We start from the raw sequence: 17,464 nt of genomic DNA, 5'->3' as shown, positions 1-17,464 counted from the left end.
TACTTAATTAAAATCAGTATTTATAGTGATAGCAGGCATTATATATTGTTTTTAATTAAAAAAAAATACATAATAGAAAATAAGTATTTCCAGTAGGTAAATTATGACAGATAAAGTACAAGAAGATGAATTTATGAAACAGTACATGAATACTTGTAAAGAACAAATAGAAAAATTAGCTAGAGACCCTGAGTTACTTAACCAAACCTTAAAGCCATTTATGCAAATGTCCCAACAACTCATGGCTGGAACTATGTTAAATGGTTCTATGACTGATATAGTATCAAATTTGAGTAGTATGGACATTAACAAAGTAATTGCTCAAATGAAAGAAATGATCGACTACATAAAAAGTAACTATAAAGAGCTCATGAAAAAAGAGGGTTCTCAAATCCAAGAACTTGATCAATATAGTAAAAAACTAAGAGGACTAGTTAGAAAATTAATAGAAAAAATTGAAAACAATAAATAGTAAAGTGAGCTATTAATAGCGTAGCAGCACAGTACCCCAAGTCAGGCCTGCACCTATTGCAATCAACAATCCTAGACTTCCTGGCTTTATTTTCGCTTTTCGTATTGCATAATCAAGTGCTAGTGGAATTGACGCCGCTGAGGTATTTGCATGTTGACCAACTGTGTTGACTACTTTTTCTATAGATAAATTTAATTTTTTTACTACTGCTTCAACGATACGGATATTAGCTTGGTGAGGAGTTAACCAGTCAATATCAGTAATCTTTAAATTATTAAACCTTAGTGCTTCCTTTACTGAAGCTGTTAATTTTTCCACTGCATGTTCAAACATTTTCCTCCCGTTCATGCATATTTTTCCAGAATTACCAGTTGAAGATATTCCCCCATTTGTATACAACACACCTATATTACCATCAGAATATAAATTAGTTGATACTATGCCACTTGTAAATTCTCCCATCCTCCCACTATGTACTGCAGACTTTATCACTATTGCACCAGCACCATCCCCAAATAGCACACAAGTTGATCTATCTCTCCAATCAATAATTCTAGACATTATTTCAGCACCTATAATTAGTGCATACTTAATGCTACTATTAGTTTTAATAAGTGAGTCAGCAATCGTAATTGCATATATAAAACCAGAACATGCAGCCTGCACATCAAAAGCAAAAGCATTTTTACATTTTAGCCTGCCCTGCACAATAGTTGCACAACTAGGAAAAGTCTTATCAGGCGTTGTTGTTGCTACTATAATGAGATTAATTTCATTCACAGAAATTTGAGCTTTTTTTATGGCATGCTTCGCTGCATTTACAGCCAAATCTGACGTTAATTCCTTTTTATCTGCTATATGCCTTTGAGTTATTCCTGTTCTCTGTCTAATCCACTCATCACTTGTCTTAACTATTGATGAAACTTCATCATTACTTAATGTTTTTTTTGGTAAATAAGATCCAGTACTCAATATAAAACTTTTATTCAATATGACTAACCTCACTGACTATCTTCTGATTTAAATTTTCACTAACAGCACTCACTGCAAATTTTATAGCATGGGCAAAAGAGACAGCATTAGAATTTCCATGACTTTTAATAACTATACCATTTAATCCTAAAAACATAGCTCCACTCCTAACTTGAGGATCAAAACGTGTGAGTGCTTTACTAAGTTTAGACCTTAACAATATACCTACAACTACTTTAGCTATCCATGAGCCGAATACCTCCTGTTTTATCAAACCAATAAAAGTACTAGCTGTTGCCTCAGCAGTTTTAAGCATTACATTACCAACAAAACCATCAGTAACAATCACATCAATACTACCTTCTAAAAATTCACTTGCTTCTATATATCCCTTAAAATTAATGCTTGGAGCATTTTTAAGCAATTCAAAAGCTCCTCGTACTGAATCAGTACCTTTAATTTCTTCTGTACCAATATTCAATAAAGCAACTTCAGGATTATCAACCTTCAATGCTATTCTTGCAAATATACTTCCCATTAGGGCAAACTGAAATAATGAATCAGCATTACAATCAACATTTGCACCAAGATCAAGTAATACAAAGCTTTTCGTCTTAGTTGGACAGACAGACACAATAGCAGGACGATAAATATTTGGTAATATTCCTAAAATAAATCTGGAAATTGCCATTAATGCACCAGTATTACCTGAAGATACTACTCCAGAAGCCTTACCTTTTCTTACTGCCTCAATGGCTGCTTTCATGCTAGAATCTTTACGATGCCTTAGTGCAAAAGACGGCTTATCATTTGCAAGAACACTGTCAGAACAATGAATTAACTCAGAATTGTTACTTACCTTTTTATACTTTAAAAGTAAAGGGGAGACTTCATTTTGATCTCCATAAATATGAAAAAAAACTTTAATACCTGAATTAACAAGATTATCTAAAAAAAAACTAGCACCTTGAATCACTGAAAGAGGTGCAAAATCACCTCCCATAGCATCAAGTGCAATAACTATATTATTGTGAACCATGGAACATTATAATAACTATTCTTTCTGCTGTTTAATAAAAACCCGTTTTCCTTTGTAACTACCATCAACTGCTACATTATGAGGTAACATAAATTCTCCGGTTATTGGACACATCATGATATTTTTAGGCTTAATGCCATGATGAGAACGATGCATATTACGTTTTGATTTCGATTTTTTTTTCTTTGGTACTGCCAATTTTACCCCTATTTTACTATAAAAATTCATTTACTAGTAACACGTTTTTCACAAGAAGTAAACAGTAAATAAAATAACCAAGATTTAATGTATACAATCGATCTCTATAAGCTTAAAACTAAAACATTTTAAAAATATTATTGAATTAAAATATACTTTTACTACACTATATATCAGTTAATAAAGATTAAACTAAAATTAGCAAAATTAACTTCATTTTAGATCAGTATAAAATAACCACTTTAACATGAATGATACTAATATACAAATTAATAAACACTCGCTTACCCTCTTATCCTCACAACAATTCCTTCTTCTTAAATACCTTATAATAGCAGTACATAATGTCCTTTGCAGTCTTTTTAACTTTGTATACCACTATTCATATCATACATATTATTTTTTCACAATTACACAAAGCAAATCATAAAGTAGTCTTTTTTCTACAATTATTGTCACAAAAAGTTTTGTAATAAATAATAAATAGTTATAAAACAATTATAAATGAGTCATTAATCAATTCAGAATAAAAAAACTAACCTATCATAGTCATCATCTATTAAATAACTAAATTATTTAAATTAATTTAATAAATTAAAAAATGATTTAAATTACTAATTACAACAAAAAATTGACACAATGTACATTGCTAAACAAATTAATGTATTCTTCTTTTCAAATCATACCCTTTAAAATACTTTTTTTACTAAGAACTTTAGTATTAATTAAAATGTTATCTACATTTACAAAACACAAATTTAATAAAAATATTTAAAAAATATACCTTAATCTCAACATAATCAGCTATATTAATATAATGTACAACTCAGTTTTCAATTTATCCAACTTATCAATTAATTATACTTTTAATATTAATAATTTCGCTTTAAATTGCTACTATAACTAATATTGATAAAAATAATATAAAAAATAAGCACTTTTATTATAAAATAAACCGTTATCTACTACTCTATGTCTATAATATATCAACTATTGAGAAATTACTCAGCTCTCGATATATATAATTCTATTCTGTTTAATAATTAAGCCATTTCTAATAAAAAATAATATTAACAGGTCTAAATTTAGAATTAGTAAAAATCATTAATCATAATGGATAACCAGAAAATAATAAATCTATACCAATAAAACAACCATTGATCTCTTAATAATACTCTTAAGATTTACTAAATAAAACGCAAAAGCAGAATAAATTTTGAATCTTACTCAAAATCTTGTTTTACTTAACTCTATATTGTAAGTAAAAAAATAACCTTTAACTATCAAAACTTTTTAATATAAAAAAAAGAAGCAAAATAATTAACAAACAAAAATTTAAATAATATCAAATTCAGAAAACTACAATAGATATACCTTAATAAAAACATTAAAATGAAAAAAAAAGTAAAATTGATGAGTAATCATACATAATTTAAAAATTAAACATCATTAAATGAACTAAATTTTTAGAGCTATATTCAATTTTATATTAAGTAAAATAAGTAAGATATATAAATTAGCAAAAGGTCCAATTTTTATAATAGAGCATGTATAACATTCATATTACATCAAAGTACTGATAAAATAAATAGCTATACTATAAAAAATATCACTTCGTTAAACTGCCCAAGGAATAAAAAGTACTAAGATTAATATGTAAAAAAGATTTATCTACTACATTTTAAAATAAAAAAATTCTCTACTTTATCACTTACTTCCTAGGCATATAATTCTCATCATGCTTTGCAAATACCATATCTGCTAAAAAAGTTTCATTATCAAACATCTTACCTTGAACAACAACACCACTTTTTTCTGAAAACATTGGCGGAAGTACTCCTTGATATTTTATTACAACACTTTTATTAAAATCTGTTACTTGAAAAACCACTTCATCTTCATTATATATTACACTATCCTCAACAACCATTCCACCAATACGAATTAACTTTTGATTATTTGGCAAAACTACCGCTTCACTTACCGTGTAAAAAAATGAGATATTTTCTTTGAGTGCCATTAGAATAAAAAAAACCACACAATTCAAAACACACAAAAAACTTGAAATCATTAATAACCGTTTATATTTCTTACTCATTCTTCTTTCTAAGATCCTCCAAAGTTTCTTTACTCTTAACGTAGCAAAAAATAGTAAAAACTAGTTTTCCAATAATTAACATAAAACTAATAAGATAAGCAAAAACCACATACATACTCATAACACATTATTAACAAATAACTCGCCTGCATCAAAATAAATTAAGCTTCCTTTTTTTTGCTGAAGCACCAATTTACCACCTTTATCTATATCAACAAAAATTCCTTCATGCAACTTGTCAGCTAACTTTATACTAATCTGTTCATTCATTTTAAACGCTTTTTTCAACCACATTTCTCTTATGAAAGAAAACCCATTAAATATCCATTGCCTTCTTAATTTATTAAAATTTAATATTATTTTTCTTAATAAATCCATATTAGATAAAGACCTACCATAACTATTAACACATGTTGCCCATGAAAACGGTGCATGATCAGTATTAATTCCAATCCCTATAATTAACCAATTTGAATCAGATTTTTTTTCAAGCAATATTCCACTTATTTTCCTACCATCTACTAAAATATCATTCGGCCATTTATATTGAATGCTACCATTATCTATGACTGACAACAATGTACTGCCAACAGCAAGAGTAGTAACAAAAGTCAATTCCGTTAACTTATTTACATTCATTTTATTATCCAAATATTCAACGTCAGAACTCGCCATAGGAATAATATGAGTACTATTATATGAAATATCTATGATTAAACTGACATAAAAATTACCTTCTGGAGAGAGCCATCTTTTTCCAGCACGCCCTCTACCATTTGTTTGTTTATTGGCGATAATGATAGTTTCATTTAATATCCCCTTATCAATTAAATCTGATGCTTTTTTATTAGTACTAGAAACTTCCTTGTAAGAATAAAAATGAAAACCCTCAAATATTTTATAGACCATTTTATAACCCTTTAGTTACTAAATGAATTAACGAATATAAATTTTCCGCACATATAAAAAAAACTATATTGATTAAGGAGGCAATTGAAGTAATAATAAATAAACCATTAGAATAAGCAATCCTATCATTAACCTGATTATCAAAATACATAACTTTTATGATGTTTAAGTAATAGTAACATGATATAATACTTGCTATTATAAGGACAAAAGATAAACTAACAAAACCTGAAGTTATCAAACTTTTAAACACAAAAAGCTTAGCTAAAAAACCTGCAAGCGGTGGTATTCCCGCCATTGAAAATAACAATATAGAAAGATGAAAAGCCAAAATTGGATATTTCCTTCCAATACCAGCTAAATTAGCAACATTACAATCATCATCATCCATTTGTATAAAACATGCGAATAATCCTATACTTGTAACAATATATATTATTAAATATATCAAAGAACTATCTATACCCATACGTGTAAAAACAGAAAGCGAGGCAAGCATGAAACCAACATGGCCAATTGAACTATAAGCAAACAATCTTTTTAAATTTCTTTGTCGCAAAGCTCCAAATGCAGAAATAAGTACAGACAATGCTGAAAAATATAAAAAAATATATTGAATATAATTTTTTATATTTATTAATTCTTCATTCATTAATCGAATTAAAAATGTTATAAGTGCAGCCTTAGGAGCGGTAGAAAAAAACATAGTGACTATAGTAGGAGCACCCTGATATACATCTGGAACCCATACATGAAAAGGAACAATAGCAAGTTTAAAACATAAACCAATAAGAATAAAAATTATTCCTAAAATTGCTCCATAAGTTACCTGATAGTTCTGTATAAATAAGCTTAATTGGGAAAAATCAATTTTCCCTGTATATCCATAAAGCAGCGAAATCCCATATAGCATTACACAAGAGAACAACACACTAAGCGTAAAATATTTTATCCCTGCCTCACATGAATATATCGAATTTTTATTAAAGCTTGCAAGGATATATAAAGATATACTCATTAATTCAAAGGCCAAATAAAAAGAAATCAAACTATTTGTTGAAACTAAAGTTATCATACTAAATAGAGCAAAAAGAACCAGTATTGAAAATTCATACTCATAGTTATATTTTGATAAATCCAGCATTAAAAATGCTAACATTCCTATGATAAGAATTAACCCTTGAGCCGACCTAATATATAAATTAAGTTTTAATAATGCATTAAAGAAAAAAACTTCACTGCTTTCCGCTGAAAAAATTAAAATCGCCAAAGTTATCACTGTACAACTAAGTGCTAACAAATTAATAATACGACGGCTAAATACAATTCCGAGCAACAATAATACTAATGAAGAGATAACAGAAAAAATCTCCGGCAATATCTGTACATACTTCATAAAGTATTATATTTGACTAATAAATTTGTCATACATGGTTTTAAATAACTTAGTGCAAAAGTTGGATAAAATCCAAGCAAAATAACAAATATTGCAAGCAAAATTAGAACAAAAAATTCTATGACATCTAAACGATTATTTAATAACTTAAAATAGCCATTACCCTCCCCTCCCCATATTATTTGTTTGCATAAATTTAGCATATAAACTGCACTTAAAATAGTACCAAGTGTAATAAATCCTGTAAAAAGACCTATACTCTTAAACACTCCAATCATAGTTAAAAACTCACCTATAAATCCAGCAGTTCCAGGAAGTCCTATTGAAGCCATTGAAAATAAAATGAACATAAAACTAAATTTTGGCATAGTATTAGCTATGCCAAAATGCTTCACAATCTCTAATGTTCGAGTTCTAGTATAGAGCATTCCTACACATAAAAATAAAGCAGCAGAAATAAGACCATGACTAATCATATGAAATATAGCACCTAGTACACCTTCTTCACAAAATGAAAAAAGACCAGCAGTAACAACCCCCATATGCGCTACTGAGGAATAGGCTATCAACTTTTTTATATTATCTTGGGCAAACGCAACTAGTGAAGTATAAATTCCTGTAATAATGCTAAGTATAATAACAAAATTTGAAAAATATGAACTTGCCTGAGGAAGCATTGGAATAGAAAACCTTAAAAATCCATATCCTCCCATTTTTATAAGCAAACCAGCTAAAATTACGGAGCCAGAAGTTGGTGACTCTACATGTGCATCAGGAAGCCAAGTATGAAATGGAAATATTGGAACTTTTATTGCAAAAGAAATAAAAAATATAATCCATAACAAAGATTGTACTCTAAAGTTAAGACTTGGCATTAATGTAGCAAGATCCTGTATATCTAACGTTTTAAAAATACTATAAACATACACTAACCCAAGCAAAAATAATAATGAACCAGTAAGAGTATAAAGAAATAACTTGAACGTTGCATATATTCTATACTTTCCTCCCCAAATACCAATAATAAAAAACATGGGAACTAAGACAGCTTCAAAGAATACATAAAAACTCATAGCATTTAATGAAATAAAGAAACCAATTACAAAACTTTCAAGCAATAAAAATAATGCCATATATTGCTTCAAAGACTTATAACGCATCTTACAATTGTAAAGTATACAAACACCAAATAAAAAAGTTGTAAGCAAAAGAAAAAGTAATGATATACCATCTACCCCTATTCCAACATTTTTAATTGGGTAACTAATAAACTGAAAACCTGTATTATCATAATTAAACTTTATACAAGTTAGAATACTAAGCAACAATGGAAGTACAACAAAAAATAAAGCAAGAAATTTTAAGTATATAGATTCATAATTAACCTTAATTAAAGATAAGATTAATGCTCCTATTAATGGAAGCAAGAATATAGCAAACAGTAACACTTTTATTTAATTCCAATAACACACAAAACACTGACTATTAAAGCAATCAACATAATAAAGGCATAATCAAATATATAGCCAGTTTGTAATTTTATAGAATTTTCTGAACATCCATTAACCAATTTTATGATACTGTTTATCCCGAATGAATCAATAGCCTTAATATCAAATTTGTATAGAAGCTTAGATATAAATCTAATTGGCACAACTATACAAAATTCATATACCTCATCAAAATACCATTTATTTTTCATAAATTTAAGTAAAAATTCACTTTTAATCTGTTTAATTATTTGACAATAATAAATTAAGCATGCAAGTGCTATTCCACTTAAACTTGTTAAAGTTGGCAGCAATTTTACAAAAAAATAAAAATCATGCACTCCATACTTATTAACAACTACTAAGCTTGACTTCCAAAATATATCACTAGTGATGTCTAAAACATTTGTTCCCCATATTCCAGAAAACAATGACCCAAAAGCAAGTATTAATAGCGGCATAAGCATAATTATTGGTGCTTCATGTATATTAACTTGACTTTTTTTTTGACTATGAAAAACAAGAAGCAATACTCTCCAAGAGTAAAATGCTGTAAAAAATGTAATAATCAAACTCATTATAAAAACAAGACTATTTGTATCATAAGCATGCTCAATCAGCAAATCTTTTGAGTAAAAACCTGCAAATGGAAATATTCCAGAAAGAGCAAGAGACCCAATCCACATAGAAGCACAGGTATAAGGAATCCTCCTCCAGCAATTTCCCATTTTTTGAATATTTTGTTCACAGTGCATTACATGAATTACGTTGCCTGCACTAAGAAATAGCAAAGCTTTTGAAAAGGCATGCGTCATCAAATGAAAAATAGCAACATTATAAGCAGAAAGGCCACATGCTACGAACATATAACCGAGTTGGCTGCAAGTAGAATAAGCAATTATTTTTTTTATATCATTCTGAGTAATTGCAACAGTGGCTGCAAAAAAAGCAGTAAGTACACCAACAATAACTATTAATTCTCGTGCTACATTCGATAGTTCAAACAGTGGAGAACATTTTGCTACTAAGAACACACCTGCTGTCACCATCGTTGCTGCATGAATGAGAGCAGAAACAGGAGTTGGCCCTTCCATTGCATCTGGCAACCAAATATGTAAGCCCAGTTGAGCAGATTTTCCCATACAACCAATAAAAAGCAATATACATATTATATGAATAACTTCAAATTTAATGTAGAACATCCTAACACTTTTTGTAGTAAAAAAATCAACCACATCAAAAATTTCAGTGAAATTTAACGAATAAAATGTATAATAAATAAGAAAAATTCCAATTAATAGTGCAAAATCTCCTACTCTATTTGTAATAAATGCTTTAAGTGCTGCATTATTTGCAGAACATTTTTGAAACCAAAACCCTATAAGTAAATAAGAGCATAAACCAACCCCTTCCCAACCAAAAAAAAGCTGTACAAAATTATCACTCACAACTAGAACAATCATACAAAATGTAAATAGCGACAAATAAGAGAAGAATCTTAATTTTCCTTTATCATGTTCCATATAACCAATAGAGTAAAGATGAACTACTAATGAAACAGTAGTAACAATAACTAACATTAAAGACGAAAGAGCATCTATACTAATTGCCCAATTTACTCTTAACCTACTTAATGAAAGCAAAGGAAATAAATTTAAGTGATAATTTTCAGAAAAAGTAAAAAAAATATACCAAGATAAAACCATAGATATCCCAACTCCTATAGTCGTAATCAACTGACCAAAAATACCTTTTCTCAAAAAGGCTGAAAATAACGAACCAAAAAGTGGCAAAAATACTATCAATTTCAGTATATTCATCATATTTTATTCCTTCATTAAGTTTACACGCTCAATATCTATATTGCCTCGATTTCTATAATACATAACTAATATTGCAAGCCCTATTCCTGACTTAGCTGCTGCAACAGTTAACACAAATATGACAAAAATTTGTCCGATTATATCATTCATAAAAGCAGAAAAAGCAACTAAATTGATATTAATTGCCAATAACAATATTTCTATTGATAGCAGTACATTGATTATACTCTTGCGATTGAAAAGAATACCACACACCCCAATAGTGAATAAAACAGCCGCAACTACTAAAAAATGATCTAATCTTATTTCCATTTCACTCCTTTTCCAAACTTAGCCTTAACTAATTTTATAGATGAGGACTTAGTTAACTGTTTTAACATGTTTTGCTTTTTAACTCCTTTTTTTTTGTCTTGTAAAGTAAGAACAACTGCACCAATAATTGCCACAAGCAATAAAATACCAGAAAGATGAAAGGCATACATGTAATCAGTATACAACAAATCACCAATGGCTTTTACATTACTTATATTATAGTTTATAATATTATTTATACTCAGTGCTGAACTACGAATTATAAAATTAATAACTAAAAAAAATATAACAGATAATATAACACTGAGAACTAAATGTTTTGTAAAACCATAACGTAGCCTTATATAGTCAACATCAAGCATCATAACTACAAAGAGGAATAACACTGCAACTGCACCTATATATACCACTAACATTACCATAGCAATAAACTCAGCTCCAAGAAGAATAAAAAGAACTACAGAGTTAACAAAAGTAATAATTAAAGATAACACTGCATACACAGGATTTTTTACACTGATCACATAAACAGCAGATAAGATGCTAAGAAATGCAAAAAAATAAAAGAAAAAAGTCATCCATTAATACTTTGATTGTAACAATAGCTACTAATTTAAGGCAATTATCACTAAAGTCAATAAAGTTCCTAATAGCAAGGCATACCAGATTCAATAAAAAGTTACTTGATAAATTTTGCTCATTCTCTTTAACCTAATAAAAATAACTTTATTTAACTTTCAAGTTATTTAAAAAAGTATAAACAACCTACTCGATATAGTAATTATCTATTTTTTACACTATATATATTAATTTTAAAATTCTAATGTTTATTTAATAAATAAAAACATACTCCAGTTCTTAAATATATCTATAGAAAATAAATAAACAATTAACTTTAGAAGTAGTCTTTTTTAAATTTTTTTTCATTTTATAAATTTCTAAGCATTACAACAAAGTACACAATAATCTTCATTTAATTATTTATTAGTGTTGTAACAACATACAAAAAAATTTACTCAAAATAATCTTAGTAACACAAAATTAAAATTCTTCATTAAATTTATTATTATATTAATAATACTATACTAATACCTAGAAAGCACCATCACATTTAAAGTAGTATGTGCTTTAACACTAATATTTAAAAAGAAAATTTCACACCAGTAAGAAATAACACTCCTTTATTAGATACAGCAGTGCGCTTTTCTTCATATACCTTATCATCAGTTACAAAATAATGAAAAACTGCATAAGGAATAAATTTACCTCTTTCACACGTAGAAGAAAGATTATATTGAACACCAAACGCAATATCATGAAGTTTATTTCCATTACCTGTTTTGCTGCCAAAATAAACTAAACTTGTATAGAGGTTATCATATTGATAACTAGCACCTGTAGTCCAATACATAGTGCTTCCATCATTATCTTTAAATTTAACTACTTCTAACTTTTTTATTTCTTCTCCATTGTGATCAATAATACCAGTTCCAAACTCTTGATAATTACCATTTATTAACTTCTTAATACTCTTTGGGTAATCAGATTTTCCTAAATACGCAAATGATGCAGCAAGTTTGATATCTTCATTCTCATTAACCTTATAGTCAGCACTTATACCCAAATTAACGCCCATTAAGTTATTGTATTCTATGTACTCATTATAAAAAAGTTGATTTTCATTTAGTTGTTTAGGCAAACCATACTCACCAACCATAGAAGTTTTAACTTTTATACCATGCTTCTTCAAGTCGTACTCATATAATATACCAGCACTTACTATATGCTCATAATCAGAACCAACATGTCTTTTATTCTCTACAACAAATAAACTACTGTCATAGCGAGGTGAATAACCAATACCAAACTTTATACCCATATAATTTGGTGAGTAGTAAACAACTCTAAATGGCAATGTAGTCATAACATCTTTATGATATTTCTCCGCCATATAAAAAGAAAAAGTTTCACTCCCACTTGAAAAACTTTCACTATAAAGACGTGGTGTTACATAAAACGGAAAATTCTTATTAATTCCCTCCAAGTTTACTCTTTTAAACCAATTACTGTCTGCAGCCCCATCAACAGTAGCAATTCTAGTTGCATCAAGCCTCATTAAAGCTTCAGGACCAAATTGATAACCAAGTTTTAAGTCACCATACTTTGAATTCAAAAACAAATGTGCACTCCTACTTTTTATCACATTTATACCCTGTGAAGCTCCTTTACCCTCAGTAACCGGAACCTGAAGTTGCACATCCGCACCATACAAAAATCCTAAATCCTCATTTTTATTTTCTACTTTTAAATGCAACATTGCATCTGTAATCATACCCGTATTATTGCTATAATTACCAACACTTTCTATCTGCTTGAATACTTGACCTAAACTTGTTACTTGATTATCAGAATTAATATAACAACCTATCATGCTATTATAACATTTATAATCTTTACCACTTGGTCCTATTTTAGCATAACCTTGAGCATCGACAACTCCACCAAAAATTATTTTTAAACTACCTTTTCCTTGATTAGTATCAATAACATCAACATCTCCATCTGAAACAATAAGACTCGTTTTATCTTCTTCTCCTATATGCTGATTCATAACTTTTACATTATCTTTATCTTTTATAACTTCAACTTTAGTATCATCATTATTAACCTTAAAACTCTCTAAACTAGAACCATTAACGATTAAAGCTTCTGTTTTTTTCTCATCTACTAATTTTCCCTCTTCTTTCCCTTCCTTAGCCGCTAGCTTTAACTCCTCTTTTTTCTTAAGCCCATCACCTTCTTCTATCAAATGGACATTACATATTCTATCCATTTTCTCCTTTAGTTTTTTGTTTAATGTTTTCATAACTTCCATTCTTCCAGAAGTTGTTATTACCTCTTGCTTTTTCACTTCCTCCATATTTTCATTAGAAAAATTATCAGCAAAACTGCTAAAACATAAAGTAAATAAAAAAGCTAAAATAGCCCTAACACAGGTAGATTTTTTCATGAAGTGCCCCCAAAAAAATTCAAAATCATTACTCAAATATAAAATAATATATTTTTTAAAGTGTAAACTCAACTTAAAGCAACCTTATAGCTGAAACAAAAACAAAATGCAATATCCTAAACACACTTTAATTAAAAAAAAACACTTTACTATGCAAATTTATTTAAAACTTACATACTTTTAACTAATTATCTATATCACAAATACTATAACTTACTCGATAAAATACATAAATACAAAATAAAAACATTAAAATTTAAATCATCAAAAACTATCAATTTATAAATCTTTACAACCCTATAAAATTATCTTTCACTATTCAAAATAATCTATAACAAAAATAATTTATCTATCTTCAAACAGAAAATAAAACTTAAAATCAAGTTTATGTAAAGAATATAACTCATTTTATCATAAGTAATGTATAAATACTGTTTCATTTTATAGCTACAGCTTATCCACATCTTCAAATGCTTTAATATTAAAATAATTAATATAAACATATTCTTTAAATCTATCTTTAAAAATTTTATCCAAACCAAAATAAAATAAAGGATTTATTGTAATTTTTATAACTCATTTACAAATTCATAGCTATTTATATATTTTAAAACCAATACTCAAAATTAAAATCTTAAATTTAGTCTAATATTTAGTCTAATATTTAAAGAAGTTTTATCAAAACAACTACTTTATCTTCAGTAATTAATGAAAAATTAAAAAATATTTATACACAACTTCACCAACCCGATAATTTCAACTAAAAATTTTAATAAAAATCTCCTTTAAATTAAGAAATAAACAGAGTAAAGATAAACTTTAAAGTCATATCTAAACTTAGCAAGTAGAGATTAATCATTAATACAAACCTACACACACTGGTTTAGATATTACTATATTAGAAACGTACAATAATTTTCTAAAATAATAATGCAAGGAAAGTAAATCTTCATATCACTTGAAAGTGAAGTTTATTGTTTATTTCATATAAATATGTATATATTTATCAACATTAAAAAAATTAACTATCAATCATACAAATTTTAATATACAATTTCTTTCTGGAAGTTTATGACCTATTTAAAAAAATAACTTAATTAAAATTTTATAAAAAACATAAAATGATTACCAATATAAAACAAAATATTGTCTATATTATTCCCTCCTTACTAACTTAAATGTCTAAGATAATTTATATTAAATTTTTCCGCTATTAAAAAATATATTACAATACTATTTTCTAAGTAAACCCTAGCTACTCATAATTTTCCAGTATCCTTAACTTTACTCAACTTACAAACTAAAAATTTTAGCTATGCAACATAAAATTAAAAAAACAACCATAAATAAAAACATCTCTCATACATATCCCAACAATTTTTTATCATTTAAGAGCAGCATGAATTTTTCTAAACCTCTATACATATACAAGTAATACTACTTACCTTAAAAATTCTATTATTAAGATAATTCAATTAATTTGAATTACAGATTTCTCCATAATCTAACAAATTAGCTATTATTTCCTTCAAAATTATTAGCTAAATAGTATACATACTACATTCCCTGTTCAAAATTATAAAAATATCACAGTAACTTCTACTAATATTTCTCAGCAATCAGCAATAATCAACTTCTTAAGAATTTAACCTATACTTTTTTAATACCTAAACTTTTCCTATATACAATTATAAAAAACTTAACATTAAAATCACACTCATACCTTAAATTCCGTAGAGTTAGTGTATTTTAGCTTACATTCAAACACATAGTATTTAAAAACAATCAAAAGCATTTACTACTTTAATACATTTTCTACATGCATGATCATTAAAAGTTTTTAGTACTGTAAATTAATTTCTTTCTTTATTTCACATAAATTAATTAAATAAAGCGAATACAACATCCACACAACTAAAAAAAATGTTGTATAAAACATAAACATAGCAATTAACGGTAACAGCAATGAACGCTCTATTGCTATCCCACCACTTCTAAAAATGCTTGTTGATTGATGCAAAGTAGTCCACAAATTCACAGAAAATTTCACTATAGGAATATTTACAGCACTAAAGATAGCAAACACTGCTGCTGATTTTTTAGCTCTTTCATCGTTATCAATAATACTCCATAATGAAAGGTAACCAATATATAAAAAAAACAAAACTAACATTGAAGTAAGTCTTGCATCCCACACCCACCAAGCACCCCAAGTACCTTTTCCCCAAATACTACCTGTAATTAAACATATTGCAGAAAATATCATTCCTACAGGAGCGGCGGCATGCGCCAAGACGCTGACAATACTATTATTATTCCATACCAAAAAGATAAAACTGAGCAATGTAATAAGCCCATATATTCCTAAAGAAAGCCATGCAGAAGGCACGTGAAGATACATAATTCGTACAATCTCTCCTTGTTTATAATCTTCTGGAGAAAAGACTAAAGCCAAGAATACTCCAATTAAAAAACATACAAAACATATAACCTCAAACCAAGGTAAAACTTTCTTTAAAAAACAAGAGAAACTTATAGACTTAAACAAAAACATCTGCTTAACAATAACTAAATTAAAAATTTATCCATTAGTTCAGATTTTATCAATAATAAAAGTTCTATCATATTTCAAGTAATTGAATAAATCAGTTATGATTGTAGTAGCAAGTTGCTTTAATTCATACTAATAAATTATAGTACTATTTATATATGGCACTATTTATAGAACATGACCTCTAAAAAAAAACTTAATCTATATTTAGTATCAGATTCAAGTGGTGAAACCGTTATATCAGTTGCAAAATCAGCTCTAAAACACTTTCGCTCTGTAGAAACAGTTGAATATGTCTGGTCTTTTGTGAAAAAAGAAGAACAAATTGATAAAATTTTAGAGGGAGTCAATAAAAAAAAAGATGAATGCCACTTTGTCATATGCACTATCACTGATGACAAGCTAAGAAAATATTTAAAAAACTATTGTATAAAATTGGCAATTCCTTATAGGGCAATATTATCACATATTATTAAAGAAATTTCCTCTTATCTTGAAATTGAAAAAGATGTAAAACTTGACTTACATACTGAGATAAATAACGAATATTTTCAGCGCATTGAAATAATAAACTATACTATTAATCATGATGATGGACAAAATATTCAAGATATTGATAAAGCAGATATAATATTAATAGGAGTTTCACGTACATCAAAATCTCCCACTAGCATGTACTTAGCTTATCGAGGTTACAGAGTTGCAAATATTCCTTTTATCAGTGAAGTACCCTTTCATGCCGACTTAACAAAATTAAAAAACAAGCTCACAGTGGGATTAACAATAAATGTAAATAGATTAGTAGAAATACGTAAAAATAGGCTCACTTCAATCAATAACGAAAATAATAATATATATGCTAACCCCCAAAAAGTAGAGAAAGAAATAAAAAAAGCAGAAGAACTTTTTAAACAAAATAATTGGCCAATTATTGATGTTACACAAAAGTCAATCGAAGAAGTATCAGCAACAATCATACAACACTTACATAAGTATAAAAAATTTATTAATTGACTAAGATAAATATTATCATTAAAATTATTTTAGTTTTTGCTATAGATATGAAAGTCAAAGGTTCACTAAAATCTCATCGCAATAGAGACAAGAACTGTAAAGTGGTAAGAAGAGGCAGCAAAGTTTACATTATAAATAAAGTCAAGCCAAGATGTAAAGCTCGCCAAGGCTCTTAAAAAT

16 protein-coding genes are annotated in these 17,464 nt (G+C 27.8%); 3 read left to right on the top strand and 13 right to left on the bottom strand.

Annotated elements, in window-relative coordinates; translation table 11 throughout:
• Positions 1-103: 103 nt before the first annotated feature.
• Entirely contained in the window at positions 104-472 is a 369-nt protein-coding gene (locus tag GOY14_RS01055; RefSeq protein ID WP_175809439.1) for a hypothetical protein, read from the top strand.
• Positions 473-484: 12 nt separating this feature from the next.
• Here GOY14_RS01055 and GOY14_RS01050 read toward each other — a convergent pair whose 3' ends face one another.
• The 13 genes from GOY14_RS01050 to ccmC all read right to left on the bottom strand — a co-directional run bounded on the left by GOY14_RS01050 (position 485) and on the right by ccmC (position 16,273).
• A complete protein-coding gene (locus GOY14_RS01050) occupies positions 485-1,462 on the bottom strand; it encodes a beta-ketoacyl-ACP synthase III (protein WP_175809859.1) in 978 nt (325 codons plus the stop codon).
• Positions 1,455-2,483 carry a phosphate acyltransferase PlsX gene (gene plsX, locus GOY14_RS01045; RefSeq protein WP_175809437.1) on the bottom strand — a complete coding sequence of 343 codons (1,029 nt, stop codon included), beginning with the start codon at positions 2,481-2,483 and terminating at the stop codon, positions 1,455-1,457. Before plsX ends, GOY14_RS01050 begins: the two co-directional genes overlap by 8 nt.
• A 15-nt stretch (positions 2,484-2,498) precedes the next feature.
• On the bottom strand, positions 2,499-2,681 hold the full coding sequence (gene rpmF, locus GOY14_RS01040) for a 50S ribosomal protein L32 (RefSeq protein ID WP_175809858.1): 183 nt from the start codon (positions 2,679-2,681) through the stop codon (positions 2,499-2,501).
• A gap of 1,711 nt (positions 2,682-4,392) precedes the next feature.
• Positions 4,393-4,779 carry a cytochrome c maturation protein CcmE gene (gene ccmE / locus GOY14_RS01035; RefSeq protein WP_175809435.1) on the bottom strand — a complete coding sequence of 129 codons (387 nt, stop codon included), beginning with the start codon at positions 4,777-4,779 and terminating at the stop codon, positions 4,393-4,395.
• Positions 4,772-4,900: a CcmD-like small membrane protein gene (locus tag GOY14_RS03375; RefSeq protein WP_458694623.1), complete on the bottom strand. Its 129-nt coding sequence runs from the start codon at positions 4,898-4,900 to the stop codon at positions 4,772-4,774. Before GOY14_RS03375 ends, ccmE begins: the two co-directional genes overlap by 8 nt.
• Positions 4,897-5,688 carry a biotin--[acetyl-CoA-carboxylase] ligase gene (locus GOY14_RS01030; protein ID WP_175809433.1) on the bottom strand — a complete coding sequence of 264 codons (792 nt, stop codon included), beginning with the start codon at positions 5,686-5,688 and terminating at the stop codon, positions 4,897-4,899. The genes GOY14_RS03375 and GOY14_RS01030 overlap by 4 nt, the downstream gene beginning before the upstream one ends.
• A 1-nt stretch (position 5,689) precedes the next feature.
• The gene (locus GOY14_RS01025; RefSeq protein ID WP_175809432.1) at positions 5,690-7,084 is read right to left on the bottom strand and encodes an NADH-quinone oxidoreductase subunit N; all 1,395 of its coding nucleotides are present in this window, start codon (positions 7,082-7,084) and stop codon (positions 5,690-5,692) included.
• Positions 7,081-8,532 (bottom strand): complex I subunit 4 family protein, encoded by a 1,452-nt coding sequence (locus GOY14_RS01020; protein ID WP_175809431.1) that lies wholly within the window; start codon positions 8,530-8,532, stop codon positions 7,081-7,083. The genes GOY14_RS01025 and GOY14_RS01020 overlap by 4 nt, the downstream gene beginning before the upstream one ends.
• 2 nt (positions 8,533-8,534) lie before the next feature.
• Entirely contained in the window at positions 8,535-10,397 is a 1,863-nt protein-coding gene (nuoL, locus tag GOY14_RS01015) for an NADH-quinone oxidoreductase subunit L (protein WP_175809430.1), read from the bottom strand.
• A gap of 3 nt (positions 10,398-10,400) precedes the next feature.
• Entirely contained in the window at positions 10,401-10,709 is a 309-nt protein-coding gene (gene nuoK, locus GOY14_RS01010; protein ID WP_175809429.1) for an NADH-quinone oxidoreductase subunit NuoK, read from the bottom strand.
• The gene (locus tag GOY14_RS01005) at positions 10,700-11,287 is read right to left on the bottom strand and encodes an NADH-quinone oxidoreductase subunit J (protein ID WP_175809428.1); all 588 of its coding nucleotides are present in this window, start codon (positions 11,285-11,287) and stop codon (positions 10,700-10,702) included. The genes nuoK and GOY14_RS01005 overlap by 10 nt, the downstream gene beginning before the upstream one ends.
• Before the next feature lie 563 nt (positions 11,288-11,850).
• The gene (locus tag GOY14_RS01000) at positions 11,851-13,719 is read right to left on the bottom strand and encodes a WD0745 family porin (RefSeq protein WP_175809427.1); all 1,869 of its coding nucleotides are present in this window, start codon (positions 13,717-13,719) and stop codon (positions 11,851-11,853) included.
• Positions 13,720-15,559: 1,840 nt separating this feature from the next.
• Positions 15,560-16,273, bottom strand: a complete 714-nt coding sequence (gene ccmC / locus GOY14_RS00995; RefSeq protein WP_175809426.1) for a heme ABC transporter permease CcmC — start codon at positions 16,271-16,273, stop codon at positions 15,560-15,562.
• A 174-nt stretch (positions 16,274-16,447) separates the two neighbouring features.
• On the opposite strand from ccmC, the gene GOY14_RS00990 reads away from it, so the two are divergent.
• Positions 16,448-17,284 (top strand): pyruvate, water dikinase regulatory protein, encoded by an 837-nt coding sequence (locus GOY14_RS00990; protein ID WP_175809425.1) that lies wholly within the window; start codon positions 16,448-16,450, stop codon positions 17,282-17,284.
• 47 nt (positions 17,285-17,331) lie between these two features.
• Positions 17,332-17,460: a ribosomal protein bL36 gene (locus GOY14_RS00985; protein ID WP_175809424.1), complete on the top strand. Its 129-nt coding sequence runs from the start codon at positions 17,332-17,334 to the stop codon at positions 17,458-17,460.
• The last annotated feature ends 4 nt before the right edge of the window (positions 17,461-17,464 follow it).

It is taken from the genome of Wolbachia endosymbiont of Dipetalonema caudispina (assembly GCF_013365495.1).
In the GTDB taxonomy this organism is placed as follows: domain Bacteria; phylum Pseudomonadota; class Alphaproteobacteria; order Rickettsiales; family Anaplasmataceae; genus Wolbachia.
This window is presented reverse-complemented; position numbering and strand designations above follow the sequence as displayed.